The sequence below is a fragment of the Streptomyces sp. 150FB genome, assembly GCF_000818195.1.
In the GTDB taxonomy this organism is placed as follows: Bacteria; Actinomycetota; Actinomycetes; order Streptomycetales; family Streptomycetaceae; genus Streptomyces.
This window is the reverse complement of record NZ_JTHL01000001.1, coordinates 5,541,380-5,556,796: the sequence shown is the minus strand read 5'-3', so window position 1 is coordinate 5,556,796 and position 15,417 is coordinate 5,541,380. Positions and strand designations below refer to the sequence as shown.

The following is a 15,417-nucleotide window of genomic DNA, read 5'->3' as shown; positions in this document are numbered from 1 at the left end:
CCTCAGCCCTGGACCACGGGGCGGAAGGCCGCCAACTACGAGGAGGTGTTCTGTGGAGATTGCGAGCGCGGTGCTGTCCATCGTCGTCATTCTGGCTCCAAGTCTGAAGGCGTGGGTGGACAGCGTGTCCTACCGCAATCGGGTGCAGGCGAGAGCGGCTCTGATTCGGGCCCAGCGCGGGCAAGGAGATGACGATGGCAGTGGGCAGCAGTTCGGCAAGCGGAGGCAGAGTCGTGCCTGAAAGACCCGAGACCCTGGCGATTGAAGCCCTGGGATCTCTGTACAGGGAGCATATTGGTGAGATGCAGGGGCTTGCACGCCGACTCCTAGCCGAGGAGCAACTGCCGGAGTCCACGCTGTCCGCTGAGGACGTGGTCCACACCGCATTTGCCAAGGTTCTGCGCGCCCCTGAACAGATCCGCGATCTTCGTGCTTATCTCTATGCTGTTATACGCAGCGACGTACGGACCGCAAGCCGTCAAAACCGACGGCGCACAATCCTGGCCGCCGTGCCTGCCTGCGAGGCGCAGTCGGCAGACGTGCGCGTAGCGGACTTCAGCGACCTGGTCGCCAATCGTGTGACTGTGTACAGAGCCTTGTCGGACTTGCCCACACAGCAGCGGACCGCCGTATGGGCAACCAAGGCGTTGGGGTACACACACGCCGAGACGGCCGAGGCCATGAAAAAAAGGCCGGGAACGGTCGCCACCCATGTCGTGCGCGCAGTGGCAGCGCTCCAGATTTGTCTGGCTACGCTGCTGGTGGTGGGTTTCGTGGCGCTCTCCCTGGCGGGGAGTCGTCTCCTCAAGAGGGTGCAACCCCCAGCAGACAGCCCGCAAGACCCCCTGCCGCAGGCTCCGTCAGCCTCGACATGGATCTATGTGGCTGTAGGTTGCCTCCTCGTCTCCGGCCTGGTCCGCTGGGCGTTCAGGTTATGGACACGCCGCCGAGAGGCCATCAAAGAGGGGGGAACATTCGCACCGCGCCCCGTCGTGGGCCGGATACGGGAATCATTCAGGGATCTCCGATACAACAGCTCAGTCTTTCGAAAGTCGCAGCGGCGAACGGCAGTGCTTGAAGATGACCTTCCTGAGTACGGGGGAGTTGTGCGTACACGAACGCGCCTCCCCGAAACGAGAGAGCTACACACTCATGTGGAGCCGAGGGCACATCCAGGGCACATGAGCATGGGAAACGACGTAGATCGGTGAGAACTGGGGAGACAAGTTTTCCCTGGTCAGCCTCCATATCGTCGAGAAACCCCAGGTCCGGGCCCTGCCTCTTTCAATCGCTGCACGAATGGCAGGACTTCAGCCACAGACTGCACGAGGCGGGGCACCAGCCGTACTGCTTGGTGTGGCCCTGACCTGGGGTTTCTCCGGTGGCCGGCGAGGTCTTCGGGCCTCGCCCTTTTCGGTGCGGTACCCGGCCGTCGGGCCGCCGGGGCACATTGAGGGCACAGGGGTTTCGGTGGGGGACGCTGATGCGTCCTCGCCGGCGGGCTGGCCGTCCTCCTACGAGGTCGAAGGCGCCGGTCGCCGGTTACCGTCTGTCGGCCTTCTACTGGCCGGCTGGTTTTCCGACACGTCCCAATCGCACATCCCTCGGCACCAGGTCGTCCGGAAGCGAGAGGGTCACTGGAAGCTGAGGCGGTGGGGGTGTGTCGGGTCTGTTGGGCAGGTGAAGATGCGCAGCAGGCCCCGGCCTACGTATACGCCTGTCGGATCGTTCACCCTCCTCGCGCGCATCCTGTCCCGGTCCTCCAGCGGGACCCAGCTCTTCGAACTGCCGTCCCACTCACCGCTGCTCACGGTCAGCAGGGGGCGCATCGGGGTGCCGCAGGAGCAATCGATCCGGGCCGGATCGGTGAGGTGCCAAGATGCGAAACCGCCGACCTTCCAGCCCGGTGGAATCGACAGGTCGCCCTGATAGGTGATTTCGCTCTCATCATCTTCGGCGTCCTCCGCCGCGTCCAGGAGGCCTTCCTCCCAGGCATCGATCCTCTCCTGCAACTCGCCGCTCAGCAGCCCGACGTACTCGTGCTCGACCACTTGTTCCGGGTCGAGCACACAGGGGTCGGGAACGCATTCCCTCCGGCCCACGACAACCGGCTCGGGAAAGCGCGTGAGGACGTTCCGCACGTCCTGCGAACGGCGCCATTTCAGGACCACATCCATCGTCCGTTCCGGGCCGTGGACCTCGAAGGGGCACCAGAAGACCTGGAGCAGGTCGCAGCCTTCCGGTCCGGTCAGGTCCGGAATGTCCCCGGCGAAGAGCTGCGCCGCAGCCAGCAGCGGGATGGGGTCGGTGTCCCGCAGTTCCGGGGCGTGGAGGCCTGGCTCGAGGCCGGCGAGCGTTTCGCGTTCCTCGTCGGTCGGGCCGCTGCGGGGATCACGCCGCCATGCCTCGTCGAGAATCCGGCGGCGCAGCCGTACGTCGGACAGCCTGTGCCCGCGCCCCTTCTCGTGTACGGCCGTGCAGACCGGCCACGCCTCGGTCTCCGGCCACAGGAACGGCCCTGCCACAGAGGACTCCTGAGCCTTCGGACTGCCCTGCCGGGGATGCAGGCGCGTGCCGGTACGACGGTATAGGCCGAGTTCGGGGAAGAGTGCCTCGACATCGACCGGCCGCTCGGGCGTGGTGCGGGTCATGCTCGACCTCCAATGGCTGTTCGGCGCGGATGCTACACCGCGGTTCTCATGTCGGCCGCCGGGATGCGAGGTCCATCGTCCGCGCCGGAACATCACGTGCGAAGAGTTGCGCGGCGGCCGGCTCGACCCCCCGGTCGCTGTTCGGCATGGTTGCCGCACGGCGGTTCTCACGCCGCCGCTGGATTGTCCAGACTGTGGGTGAAGGTGAAACCGTGATTCCCGAAGGCTGAGAATTCCAGTCTGATGGGGATCGGGTTCGAACCCTCGTAGATCGGTTTGATGTTGTACTGCACAATTTCACCGGCGTCCACCGCGTCAAAGATCTTCTGCTCGACCTGGTCCCGCTGGTCGGGCGAGTTGGTCGGATTCTGAGTCTGTGTCACAAGGTTGTGGTAAGCGAGGCGCCCGGCACCTTTGCCGCCCAGCCTGTCGGCGAGCAGGTGGCCACGGGCTTCGTTGAAGAGGTCACCGTTTCCGTGCCAGCCCGGGGGCCGGAGCTTGCCCGCCGCTGTGCCTTCTCTCGCCGCCAGTATCTCGGGGCGGAGCTGCGCGTGGACTCCGGTCGGCCGGCCCAGGTGGTCGAGCCGGCCGTAGCGGATGCTGCCCTCCCAGTCGTAGGCGTCCATCTTGCAGGCCTTGGGCGCCAGGCCGAGTGGGTCGGCCCAGACCCATGGGTTGATCACGTACGTCGACGGGTTGGGCGCCGGAGCGAGACCCAGCGGGTCGGGGGCCGTATAGCGGGCGGTTTCGGGGTCGTAGTGGCGGAAGAGGTTGTAGTGCAGTCCGGTTTCGGGGTCCGCGTACTGACCCGGGAACCGCAGGGGCGTGTAGGCGGTGGCTCCCGTGTTCCAGGCCGTGGTTCCCCAGCAGGTGGAGCGGGCGCGCCAGGCCATGTCGCCGGTGTCGGAGACGAGTTCGGTGGGGGTGCCGACGAGGTCGCTGACGATGGCGAAGAACCGCGCGTCGACCACCTCGGCGTCCAGCGCCTTGCGTTCGTACTGGGAGACCGGGCGGTGTCCCTCGTACTCCCAGGTGAGGACGGTGCCGGTGGCGGAGTCGTGCTGCTCGGCCAATCGGTTGCCGTCCCACGTGAAGTGGACGGTCTCGACGGCGGTCCGGCCGTCCGGCGCCATCCGGAACTTGGCCGTGCGCCGCCCCAGCGGGTCGTAGGTGTAGCGCCACTGGGCGCCGTCGGGGGTGGTGCAGGAGACGAGGCGGTCCTCGGCGTCGTAGGCGTAGCGCCAGATGTCCGGTTTCCGCGAGAGCCTCGTACGGCGACGTAACACGACCCGGCCGGCGGGGTCGTACTCGTACTGGACGGACCCCGCCGACACAAGCTGTCCGCCGTCGTACGTGCGGTCACCGCGGGCGTCGGCGCGGCCGCTCGTTGGGGGCCAGTCGGCCGAACTCTGGTTGCCCGCCAGGTCGTACGTGTAACTCTCCGACCAGCCGCTCGCCGACACCGCCAGGGGCCTGCCGACCGGGTCCAGCGAGATGTGCTTCTCGCGGCGGGTTCCTGGACTCACATCGGATATCGAGGTGGGGTAGTCGTCGGCCCGGTATCCGTACTCCTGCGACCGCACGGCCGTACCGCCGACGCTCAGGGAGCGGGCGGACGGGCGTCCGCGCGTGTCCCATTCGGTGGCGAGGAGTACGGGTGCGCCTGCGGTGCCCCAGGATCTGGACAGTTCGCGTCCGAGGACGTCGTGGGCGAAGGAGATGGCATGCCCGTCCGTGACCAGGGACACCAGATCGCCCACCTCGCCGTAGGTGAGACGAGTCGTCGCGCCGGTAGGAGTCGTACGGGAGGTACGGCGGCCGAGGAGGTCGTAGGTGTAGCGGGTGGTGCGTCCGTCGACCGTCTCCGTCACCGGCCTGCCCACCGCGTCGCGTTCGATGCCGATGGTGGAGGTCGGGGAGGCGGCGCCGACGAGATGCCCGCCGGGGCTGTAGCTGTACCTGGTCACCATGTCGCCGTTCCGCTGGGCGATCAGACGGTCCATCGGGTCCCAGGCATAGCTGAAGCTCCGGCCGGACGACGCTTCGCGCGCGGTCAGGCGTCCGGCGCTGTCGTAGGTGTAACTGGTCGCTCTGCCGTCGAAGTCGGTCTCGGCGCGGAGCCGTCCGTCCGGGCCGTAGGTGTAGTTCCAGACCTGGTCGAGGGGGTTGGTCACGTGGAGAAGGCGAAGTTCGGTGTCGTAGCGCATCTCGTAGCGGGCCCCGTCGGCGGTGGTGCGCGCGATCGGCTTGTCGAAGGGGCCGTACTCGGTGGTCGTCACACCGCCCTGCGTGTCGGTGTGTGCGAGGCAATTGCCTTCGCCGTCCCAGCTCCATGACTCGCGACTGCCGTCGGTCGCCGTACGCGTGAGCAGTTGGTCGTCGACGTCCCACTCGAAATGCTCGGTGCCGCCGGTGGCGTCGTGGATGCGCGTGGGACGGCCCTGGTGGTCCCGCTCGACCCGGGTGATCGAGGAGCGGGCGTCGGTTATCTCTACGGGCAGTCCGGCCCGGTCGGCGCGGACATGGACGACGGAGCCCAGCGCGTCCGTGATGCTCGCCACCGCTCCCGTCCGGTCGTGGGTGAAGCGCGTGACGGCACCGTCGGGGGATGTCGTGCTGGTGCAGTTGCCCAGCTCGTCGAAGGTCTGCCGCCATACGGCACCGGCCACGTCCGTTACCTCGACCGGCAGGTTGAGTTCGTCGTAGCGGGCCGAGGCCGATGTGCCGTCCGGGAAGCGGACGGCGGCGAGGTTGCCCGTCCCCTCCCATGTCAGCTCAGTGGTGTTGCCGAGCGGATCGGTCCGGGTGAGGGGGCGGTCGTGGGCGTCCCAGGTGTGGACGGTCGTGTTGCCCAACGGGTCTGTCTCCGCGACGACTTGGAGGTGGTCGTTGAGCTGGAGGACGCTGGTGGCACCGGTGGAGTCGGTGTAGCGGGTGACGCGCTGCCCGGTCCCGGGGTGGACTCCGTACGCGAAGGTGGACGACAGGAAGCCGTCGGGGCCGACGGTGCGTATGACGCGCCCTTCGACGTCGTACACGTACTGGAAAGTCGACAGGTTGCGGTCGGTCCAGGAGGTGATGCGGGCGTCCGCGTCGTACGTGAAGCGCATCGGGAGACCGGCCGCGTTGCCCAGGTCGGTCAAGTTGCCGAGCGCGTCGTAGCCGTAGGTGAGGTGGGTGACCGGGCCTTCGGGGGCGCGCAGGGCGAGCGAGGTGACACGGGAGACGTCCGCGGTGAGCTGGACCGTGTAGCCGCCGGTGTGTCGCACCGCGATCGGCGCGCCGTCGGGGCGGCGGGCGAAGCTGACACTGTTGTCGTTGCGGTCGCTCAACTCGCTGAGCCAGAAGGCCGGCGAGGTGCGGTACGGGCTGCCGGTGAACTCGCGGGCGAGCCCGCTGTGCGGGTCGACAACGCGGTACGTGGTCCTGTCCCCGTCCTGCCCGCCGTGGACGAGCGGCAGCCGGTCGCCCTCGACAGGGAGAACCGGCTCGCCGCCGGGTACAGGCAGCCGCGGGTAGACCAGGAGAGAACCGTCGTCGCGCAGCCAGATCGCGCCGGCCCCGACCGGCTCGAGCTCGATGCGCTCGTCGAGGGTCGATGCCCAACTGCGCCCGAACCAGCGGCCGTAGCGGTACTCGGAGGCGTGGGTGCGGCGCAGGACGAGTGGGAGCACGCCGGGCAGGGAGAGGTCGGTCTGCGACAGCAGCATCTCGCCGGTGGCGACGTCCACGGGATCGTTCTTGCAGACCGTCTTCTCCAGGGAGACGCTGTTGCGCCGGGCGTCGTCCTTGACGTTCGAGACGGAGTCCGGCTGCGTGCGCGTGTCGCGCTCCTTGCCGCGCGGACCGTCACCGCGCTCCTGCTTGCCCTTGTCGGGCGTGCGTATCTTGTCCAGGCCGTCACGGATGTCGTCATCCGTCTTCTTGTGCTCCGTCGAGATCCTCTTGACCGCCTTGGGCAGGGTCTCACCGACGTGATCCCCCATGGCCTTCACGGCCTTCTCCAGAGCCGCCACCGCCTTGTCGGCAACCGGATCAATCGCACCCGCGATACTGTCCCGCCCCCGCGTACGGTTGTGATGCGACTTGGCCTTCGTCAGCTTCCCGGTCGTCCTGCCACGGATATTGACACTCACACCATTGATCCGGGTCGAAGCCCGGTCATGCTCCGCATGCTCGATATGCACGTTCTTACCGGGCCCGGCTCCGCCACCGGCACCACCCCCACCGCCGCCGCCCGCCGAGGCCAGACGCAGGGAGTCCTTCGACCCCTGCACCCCCTCCTTGAAACCGTCCGTGCCCGCCTTCTTCGCCTGCCCGAGGTCCACCCCGTCCTGCAACCCCGCGGCATCGGCCGCCACCTGCACCACCAGATCAGCCGCGAGATTCTCCAGCGCCGACACCGCCGGCTCCGTCATCGCCGAGACGACATACCCCACCGCCTCCTCGGCGGCCTCCTTGATCAGCCGCTTGACGACCTCCTGAGTCGCCCGCATCGCCCCCGCACCGAACAGCATCGACAGCCCACCGGTCACCGGAATCAGCGACAGCGAAATCCCCGCCTCCGTCGCCAGATAACCGAGCTGAACCAGCGCGGCACCCTTCATCCCCTCAATCACACCCGCGGCGATGTCCAACGCCCCCGCGATGGTCCGCGCCGCCGACGCGATGTCCTTGATGTGCTTGTCCTTCACCTTCCCCCAGTGCCGCTCCAGCGCATCCAGCGCCTCACCCTGACCCGACGAAAGAAGCCGCTGCACATGCCCGTTCGCCAGATGACCGTCGTCCTCCATGTCATCAGCGAACTCCCGCAACGAATCCGCCATGTCCCGATAGGCGTCCTCATCCACGTTCGGCCACGACACCCCGATCAAATCCAGCAGAGTGTCAGCCCAATCCGGCACCGTGACAGCCACAATCCCCAACCCCCGTCATGCGTCGGCGCGTTCATGCCAATTCTGCGTAACCAGAGTCTCGCATCCAGGGGTGTCATGAACCAGGAGAACGCTCCGTTCGGCATACATTCCCGCCACGAAGCCCCAGGTCAGCCCCAGGTCAGCAGCCCACCGCCTTCAATCGCCGCACGAATGGCAGGACTTCAGTCACCGACTGCACGAGGCGGGCATCAGCCGTACTGTTTGGTGTGGCCCTGACAGGGGGTTTTCGCGGTCGCGGCCTGGTTTTCGTAAAGGCCGTTCATGAGTTGTGCCCGAATGCCCGGGACGCCGCCCGGGCACATTGAAGGGCACAACCGGGGACTTGGCCCCCGGCTGTGCGCCGTTCCGGGTTCTGGGTTCTGGGTTCCGGGTTCTGGGTTCCGGGTTCTGGGGTGGACGCGCGGATGAGCGTACGGCTCGTCCTCGTTCGGCTACATGTTGATCATGTGGCCGGCCAAGCCGTGGATGGCCTCCTTGACCGCCTCGCCGAGTGTGGGGTGTGCGTGGACGTTACGGGCGATCTCGTGGACGGTCAGGTCCCACTGCTGGGCCAGCGTCAGTTCCGGGAGGAGTTCGGTGACCTCGGGGCCGATGAGGTGTGCGCCGAGCAGTTCGCCGTGGGTGCCGTCGCTGATGATCTTGACGAAGCCGGCCGGATGTCCCAGGCCCTGCGCCTTGCCGTTGGCGGCGAAGGGGAACTTGACCACCTTGACGTCGAATCCCTTGTCGCGCGCCTGGGCCTCCGTCCAGCCGAAGCTGGCCACCTGCGGCTGGCAGAAGGTGGCCCGCGGGATCATGGTGTAGTTCAACTCCATGGTTTCCACGTCGGCGATGGTTTCCGCGGCCACGATGCCCATGGCCTCCGCGGCATGCGCCAGCATCAGCTTGGCCGTGACGTCCCCGATCGCGAAGATGTGCGGCACATTGGTGCGGCACCGTCCGTCGACGTCGATGGCGCCGCGCTCGGTGAGGGCGACTCCGGTGTTCTCCAGGCCGTAAGCCTGGACGTTCGGGGCGAAGCCGATGGCCTGGAGGACCTTGTCCGTCTCCAGCGTCCGGCGCTCGCCGCCCTTGTTGACGGTCACGTGGACACGCGGGCCGGAGTCGTCGATGCTTTCGACCGCGGTGCCGGTGAGGACCTCGATGCCGAGCTTGCGGTAGTGCTTGAGCAGTTCCTTGGAGATCTCCTCGTCCTCCAGCGGGACCATGCGGTCGAGGAATTCCACGATGGTCACCTCGACGCCGTAGCTGCGCAGTACGTAGGCGAACTCCACGCCGATCGCGCCCGCGCCGGCGATGACGATGCTGCCCGGCAGCGTCTCGCTGAGGATCTGGCTCTCGTAGGTGACCACGCGCTCCGACAGGGCGGTGCCGGGGAGCAGCCGGGGAGTCGCGCCGGTCGCGATGATGCAGTGACCGAAGGTCAGCGTCTCGGTGCGGCCGTCCGGGTACGTCACCTCCAGGCTGTGGTCGCCGGTGAAGGCGCCGCGCCCGTCGAACTGGGTGATGGCGTTCTTCTTCATCAGGTAGTGAACGCCCCTGACCCGGCCGTCGGCGACCTTGCGGCTGCGCTGGTAGGCGGGCCCGTAGTCCGCGGAGACCTCATCGCCCACCGAGATCCCGTACGCCTTGGCTTCGTTCGTGACGAACTGCACCATCTCGGCGTTGCGCAACAAGGCCTTTGAGGGGATGCAGCCGACGTTGAGGCAGATGCCTCCCCAATACCGCTCCTCGACCACCGCGGCGGAGAGACCGAGTTGCGTGCTGCGGATCGCCGCGGTGTAGCCGCCGGGGCCCGCTCCCAGAACGAGGACATCAAAATGTTGGCTCACAAAGCCTCGATCTTCGTCCGACCGGGGGCCCCGCGCAAGCCGCCGAACCGGGCTTTGACCGCCCATAGTTGGCCAGATTGGGCTTCCGGCCTCCACCGGCTGACCCAGTGTGATATTGGACACGCCCGTTCGTGAACCGACCCCTCCGCTAGCGTGATAGACATTGTTTCGCTGTGACGGAATCTGAACGCATCGTGACTCAAAAGGTCGCGGGTGGTAACGGAGCGGCACGTTAGGGGGACGAGGGGCGTGTTCAACCATACGGGGAATTCGTACGACTTATTGATCCGCGGGGGCGGATCGGGCGGGTACGCGGCCGCTCTCCGCGCCGCCGGTCAGGGCCTTTCTGTGGCGCCGGCCGAGAAGACGGAGCTACGGGACACCTGCCCGCACCAGGGCTGTATTCCGACCGAGGCCCCGCCGCACACGGGCGCGGTGACCATCGTCGAGGCACTGCCGCACCTGGTGCCCATGGAGGACGAGGACTCCTCACGGCAGCTCGAACGAGCCATTCGCCGACGAGGCGTCAACATCGAGCTGGGCATGGGACGTCGACCGCTTTCGGCCGGTCTTGGCGGTGAAGCCGCCGGCTTCGCGGAAGGTGAAGCCGCCGGCTTCGCGGAAGGCGACGCGTCGCCGGACGAGACGGCTCAGCCGATCCACGCATGTCCCACTCGGACCAAGAGCATGGGCCAAGCCCATCCGGCGCTCACAGGGAAGCCCCTGCACGCGCACGACTGATCACTTCCACGACTGATCACTTCGCGGGGCGGAACCCGTTCCATCTCCGTCCCACCTCTCCCACCACCTCTCACACCGCCAGCCTCGCCGCCCGGTCACAGCCGCCCGGGCAGCCCGCTGGGACGCCCGCATTCGACCACCGCGGGCGCCATCCATGCCCTGATCCCGATCCGCCGTGCGCGCGACTGCGTATTCACCCGCGTGCGCGGCCCTCTCAGCCACCGACCACGCATACGCGACAACGAATACGCAACGGGGAACAACACCATGGAATCAGGCGACTCACTTCGCGACGCCCTGTCCTCGCTGGTGCACGGCGACTCCTACCGGGAGACGCTGCCGCACTTGGAGGGGATCTTCTCGCCGGACCTCTTCGCCAGGCCGTCCGGCCTGGCCGACCAGGACCGCTACGCGCTCACCTACCAGCGGCTCCGGCACATCAACGACCACGTGGAGACCGGCACACCCCTCCTTCAGCAGCGGGGCCTGCTCTTCCCGCTGCTGGAATGGGTCGCCCTCGCCGATCCGTCCCTCTTCTACGCCTTCTTCCTGCACCACTGCACCACCGTCGGCTCGATACTGGAGTTCGGCGCCGACCGGGACGACCTCGGCGACGTCCTCGCGCAGCTCGCGTCCACGGACGTGGTGGGCGCCCTGCTGATGACCGAACTGGGCCACGGCAACAGCAACGCCGCCGTACGCACCGAAGCGGTCTACGACCCGGCCACCCGCGAGTTCGTGCTGACCACGCCCGGACCGGAAGCCGTCAAGTACCCGCCGAGCGTGGGGTGTCCGGGCGTGGCCCGGGTCGGCATCGTCACCGCCAAGCTCGTCGTCGCCGAGCAGGACCGCGGGCTGTTCTGCTTCGTCGTACCGCTCAGGGACGCCGCGGGCCCGTACCCGGGCGTGGTGATCGAACCGCAGGACTCGGCGGCGATCCTCCCCCTCGACTGGGCGACGGTCTCCTTCCAGGGCGTGCGCCTTCCGCACCGCTACTGGCTGCGGGACTCCGCCTCCATCGACGCGGACGGCGCATTCACCGACGCCCTGAGCAACCCCGCGATGCGCTCCCGGCAGGCCTCCCGGCTGATCCGGTACGTGTGGGAGGTGGCCGCCGTCGGTCTGGCCGCCGTCACCCGGGCCAGCGCCGCCGTCGCCGTCCGGCACGCCCATACGCGGTACACCAACGGCACGTTCGCGGGATTCGCCGACCCCATGCCGGTGATCCGCTACCGCAACCAGCAGCGCACGCTGTTCGGTGCCCTGTCCGCCGCCTACCTGGCCGCGATGGCGGCGAAGTCGGTCTCCGGCCCCGAGCCGGTCGGGCGCGGCGCCGGCGAGATCCGTACGCTCTTCACCCTGAAGGCCGTGATCGACCAGCTCGCCGAGCGCGTCACCTCGGCCTCTCGCGCCGCGTCGGGCGTCCTCGGCTTCAGTCCGCAGAACCGCTTCCTGGACTATCAGGGGCTGGCCCACGCCTTCAACGCGGCCGGGCTGAGCACCCAGGTCCTCTACCTCAACGCGGCCTGGACCCTGGCCCTCGGCCTGGACTACACGCCGCCCGCCGACGCGCCGGCCGCCGACGAACCGTCCGCCACGCAGGAGCAGGACCCGCGTGACCTGCGGGACCCGGCCCTGTGGCAGGCGCTGACCGGCGCCAGGGAACGGCGGCTGCACGAACGGCTGGTGGCCGAACTCGGCGCGGCCAGGGCCGAGGGACTCGGCGAGTTCGACGTCTGGAACGACCGCTTCGAGCTGGCCGAGCAGATGGCCGAGGCCCACGCCCTGCGTCTGCTGGTGGACCTCGTCATCGCCGAGACCGGCGCGCTGCCCGACGCCAAAGCGCGGCGCCTCGCCCGCGACGTGTGCTCCCTGCATCTGCTGGGCGAGATCTCCGCGCACAGCGGCTGGTACCTCGCCGAGGGCCTGCTCACCGCCGACGAGGCCAGCGCCCTGCCGACCCTCCTCAACGAGGTCTGCGCGGACCTGGCCCCGCACGCCCTGGAGCTGGCGGACGCGTTGGACGTGCCGTACGACCTGGTCGGCGCGCCGATCGCGCACGCCGACTACGCGACCGCCTTCACCAAGGCCGAGTTCGCCGACCCCGTGTAACCGGGACAGGCACCCGCTCCACCTCTCTTGAACCTGCCCTGCTCGGAAGGTTTGCGGCACTATGCGAAATTCCTCCCAGGCCCACGTCCGGCCCACGTCCGAGATCCCCGCCGACGCCGTCGCTGTCATAGGCATGGCCTGCCGGCTGCCCCTCGCGGCCGCCCCCGACGCGTTCGCCCGGCTGCTGCGCGACGGTGTCGACGCCGTCAAAGAAGTACCCGCGGACCGCTGGGACGCGCGGGAGTACACCGGCCAGGCGGACCAGGCGGACCAGGAGAGCCAGGAAGGCCAGGAGGGCGGGGAGGGCCAGGAGGGCCAGGAGACGTACGGACCCGGCCGGGCCGGGGCCCGGTGGGGCGGCTTCCTGGACGGGGCCGACCAGTTCGACCCCGCCTTCTTCGGCATCTCCCCGCGGGAGGCCGTCGCCATGGACCCGCAGCAGCGGCTGGCCCTGGAACTCGGCTGGGAGGCGCTGGAGGACGCCGGCATCCTGCCGGACACCCTGCGCGGCACGGCTGTGGGCATCTTCGTCGGCGCGATCTGGGACGACTACGCGACGCTGGCGCACCGCCGGGGCATCGCCGGCATCACCCAGCACACCATGACCGGCCTCCAGCGCGGCATCATCGCCAACCGCCTGTCGTACGTGCTGGGTCTGCGCGGCCCGAGCCTGACCGTGGACAGCGGTCAGTCGTCCTCGCTCACCGCCGTCCACCTGGCCTGCGCGAGCCTGCGCGGCGGTGAGTCCAGCCTCGCCATCGCGGGTGGCGTCAACCTGGACCTCGTACCCGAAAGCGCCGCCAGCGTCGCGGAGTTCGGCGCCCTGTCGCCGGACGGCCGGTGCTTCACCTTCGACAGCCGGGCCAACGGCATCGTGCGCGGCGAGGGCGGCGGCCTCGTCCTGCTCAAGCGCCTGTCCGACGCGGTGGCCGACGGCGACCGGATCCACTGCGTGATCCGCGGCAGTGCGATCAACAACGACGGCGGCGGCGACAGCCTCACCACCCCCAGCCGCGAAGCCCAGGCCGAACTCCTGCGCCACGCCTACGAGAACGCCGGCGTGCGCCCCGAGGACGTGCAGTACGTCGAACTGCACGGCACCGGCACGCGGGTCGGCGACCCGATCGAGGCCGCCGCGCTCGGCGAGGTGCTCGGCACGGCCCGTACGGACGAGGATCCGCTGCTGGTCGGGTCGGTCAAGACCAACATCGGCCACCTGGAGGGCGCGGCCGGCATCGCCGGTCTCATCAAGACCGCGCTCGCGATCAAGCAGCGCGAACTCCCCCCGAGCCTGCACTTCGCCACGCCCAACCCGGCGATCCCGCTGGCGGAGCTGCGGCTGAAGGTACGTACGGAGAACGGCCCCTGGCCACGCGACGACCGCCCGCTGGTCGCCGGCGTCAGCTCCTTCGGCGTCGGCGGCACCAACTGCCATGTCGTACTGGAGGACTGGCGCGCCGCCGCCGACGCCGCCGCCGAAGCGGACCGTCCGGAGCCCGCTCTGTCCGGTCCCGTGCCGTGGGTGATCTCGGCCAGGACCGAGGGCGCCCTGCGCGGCCAGGCCGAGGCACTGCTCGCCCGGCCGGACGACGAGGTGTCCCCCGTCGACGTCGGCCACTCGCTGGCCACCACCCGTACCGCCTTCCCGCACCGCGCCGTCCTGCTGGGCAACACGGCCGAGGACTTCCGTACCCGTCTGACGGCCCTGGCGGCGGGGCGCCCCGCCGTCGGACTCATCGAGGGCGTGGCCTCCCGCACGGCGGGCCGCCCGGTCTTCGTCTTCCCCGGCCAGGGGTCGCAGTGGGTCGGCATGGCCGTCGAACTCATGGACACCTCACCGCTGTTCGCCGAGCACATCCGCCGCTGCGAGCAGGCACTCGCACCGCATGTGCCCTGGTCGCTCACGCATGTGCTGCGCGGCGGCAGCGAGAGCTCCCCCGAGCTGTCCCTCGACCGGCTCGACGTGGTGCACCCGGTTCTGTTCGCGGTGATGGTCTCGCTCGCGGGACTGTGGCGGTCGTACGGCGTCGAACCGGGCGCCGTTGTGGGCCACTCGCAGGGCGAGATCGCCGCCGCGCACGTGGCCGGCGCGCTGTCGCTGGAGGAGGCGGCGCGCGTGGTCGCGCTGCGCAGCCAGGCGTTCGCCCTGCTCGCCGGGACCGGCGGGATGGCCTCCGTCGCCCTGCCCGCCACCGAGGTGGAGCGGCTGCTCGCGCCGTGGGCTGACCGGCTGTCGATCGCTGCCGTCAACGGCCCGCGTGCCGTCACCGTCTCCGGTGACGTACCGGCGCTTCACGAGTTGATCGCCCGGTGCGAGAGCGAGAACATCCGCGTACGCCTGCTGCCCATCGACTGCGCCGGGCACTCGGCGCACGTGGAGCGGATCCGCGAGCCGCTGCTCGACCGGCTGGGCACCGTGACGCCCACCTCCGCGCGAGTGCCGTTCTACTCCACGGTCGAGGGCCGGTGGCTCGACACCACGGAACTCGACGCCGAGTACTGGTACCGCAACTCCCGGCGTACGGTCGGGTTCGAGCCGGCCGTACGGGCGCTCGCGCAGGCGGGCCACGCAACGTTCATCGAGGTCAGCCCGCATCCCATCCTCGCGGCCGGCATCCAGGAGACCGTCGAGGACTCCGACGGCACGGCGCTCGTGGTCGGCTCCCTGCGACGCGGCGAGGGCGGGCTCGACCGCATGCTCACCGCACTGGCCGAGGCCTCGGTGCACGGCGTCGACGCCGACTGGTCGGCGGCCTTCGCGGGCTCCGGCGCCAGGCGGGTCGCGCTGCCCACGTACGCCTTCCAGCGCCGCCGGTTCTGGCTGGACGCGCCGGAGGCCAGGACCGAGCCGGTGGTCTCCGCCGCACGCGCGGCCGACCCCGCGGAGACTGTCGAGAACGACCCCGGTACGCGGGAGATCCCGCTGCGCGAGCAGTGGGCCGCGCTCACCGAGAGCGCGAGCCAGGGCGCGGCGCTGGACCTGGTCCGTCTCCACGTCGGCATCGTGCTCGGCGCGGCCGAGCCCCAGGACGTCGAGGTCGAGGCTTCGTTCCGTGAGCTGGGCTTCGATTCGATGATGGCGGTGGAGCTGCGGAACCGGCTGAACGGTGTGACCGGGCTGCGGCTGGCGAGCACGGTGATCTT

Annotated in this window: 7 protein-coding genes; 4 read left to right on the top strand and 3 right to left on the bottom strand. The window is 69.1% G+C overall.

Annotation, left to right across the window (positions count from 1 at the left end; genetic code table 11):
• Positions 1-194 precede the first annotated feature (194 nt).
• Positions 195-1,211 carry an RNA polymerase sigma factor gene (locus QR77_RS43945; protein ID WP_160310948.1) on the top strand — a complete coding sequence of 339 codons (1,017 nt, stop codon included), beginning with the start codon at positions 195-197 and terminating at the stop codon, positions 1,209-1,211.
• 423 nt (positions 1,212-1,634) lie between these two features.
• On the opposite strand, the gene QR77_RS23820 is transcribed toward QR77_RS43945, so the two are convergent.
• From QR77_RS23820 to lpdA, 3 genes are all read right to left on the bottom strand, one after another.
• Positions 1,635-2,651, bottom strand: coding sequence for a hypothetical protein (locus QR77_RS23820; protein ID WP_040024166.1), 1,017 nt, complete (start codon positions 2,649-2,651; stop codon positions 1,635-1,637).
• Between the two features lie 167 nt (positions 2,652-2,818).
• Positions 2,819-7,477: a DUF6531 domain-containing protein gene (locus QR77_RS23815; RefSeq protein WP_150130431.1), complete on the bottom strand. Its 4,659-nt coding sequence runs from the start codon at positions 7,475-7,477 to the stop codon at positions 2,819-2,821.
• A 542-nt stretch (positions 7,478-8,019) separates the two neighbouring features.
• Positions 8,020-9,420 carry a dihydrolipoyl dehydrogenase gene (gene lpdA, locus QR77_RS23810; RefSeq protein WP_040024162.1) on the bottom strand — a complete coding sequence of 467 codons (1,401 nt, stop codon included), beginning with the start codon at positions 9,418-9,420 and terminating at the stop codon, positions 8,020-8,022.
• Between the two features lie 249 nt (positions 9,421-9,669).
• On the opposite strand from lpdA, the gene QR77_RS23805 reads away from it, so the two are divergent.
• From QR77_RS23805 to QR77_RS23795, 3 genes are all read left to right on the top strand, one after another.
• Complete coding sequence (locus QR77_RS23805) at positions 9,670-10,161, top strand: FAD-dependent oxidoreductase (RefSeq protein WP_078877861.1); 492 nt, start codon at positions 9,670-9,672, stop codon at positions 10,159-10,161.
• Between the two features lie 267 nt (positions 10,162-10,428).
• Entirely contained in the window at positions 10,429-12,273 is a 1,845-nt protein-coding gene (locus QR77_RS23800; RefSeq protein ID WP_040024160.1) for an acyl-CoA dehydrogenase, read from the top strand.
• 61 nt (positions 12,274-12,334) lie between these two features.
• The coding region (locus QR77_RS23795) for a type I polyketide synthase (protein WP_150130430.1) at positions 12,335-15,417 on the top strand (3,083 nt) is incomplete at its 3' end.

Bases quoted from the DNA above. Each gene is read 5' to 3' on its own strand.
- QR77_RS43945 (WP_160310948.1), top strand. From the start codon at position 195: ATGGCAGTGGGCAGCAGTTCGGCAAGCGGAGGCAGAGTCGTGCCTGAA.
- QR77_RS23820 (WP_040024166.1), bottom strand. From the start codon at position 2,651: ATGACCCGCACCACGCCCGAGCGGCCGGTCGATGTCGAGGCACTCTTC.
- QR77_RS23815 (WP_150130431.1), bottom strand. From the start codon at position 7,477: ATGGCGGATTCGTTGCGGGAGTTCGCTGATGACATGGAGGACGACGGT.
- QR77_RS23800 (WP_040024160.1), top strand. From the start codon at position 10,429: ATGGAATCAGGCGACTCACTTCGCGACGCCCTGTCCTCGCTGGTGCAC.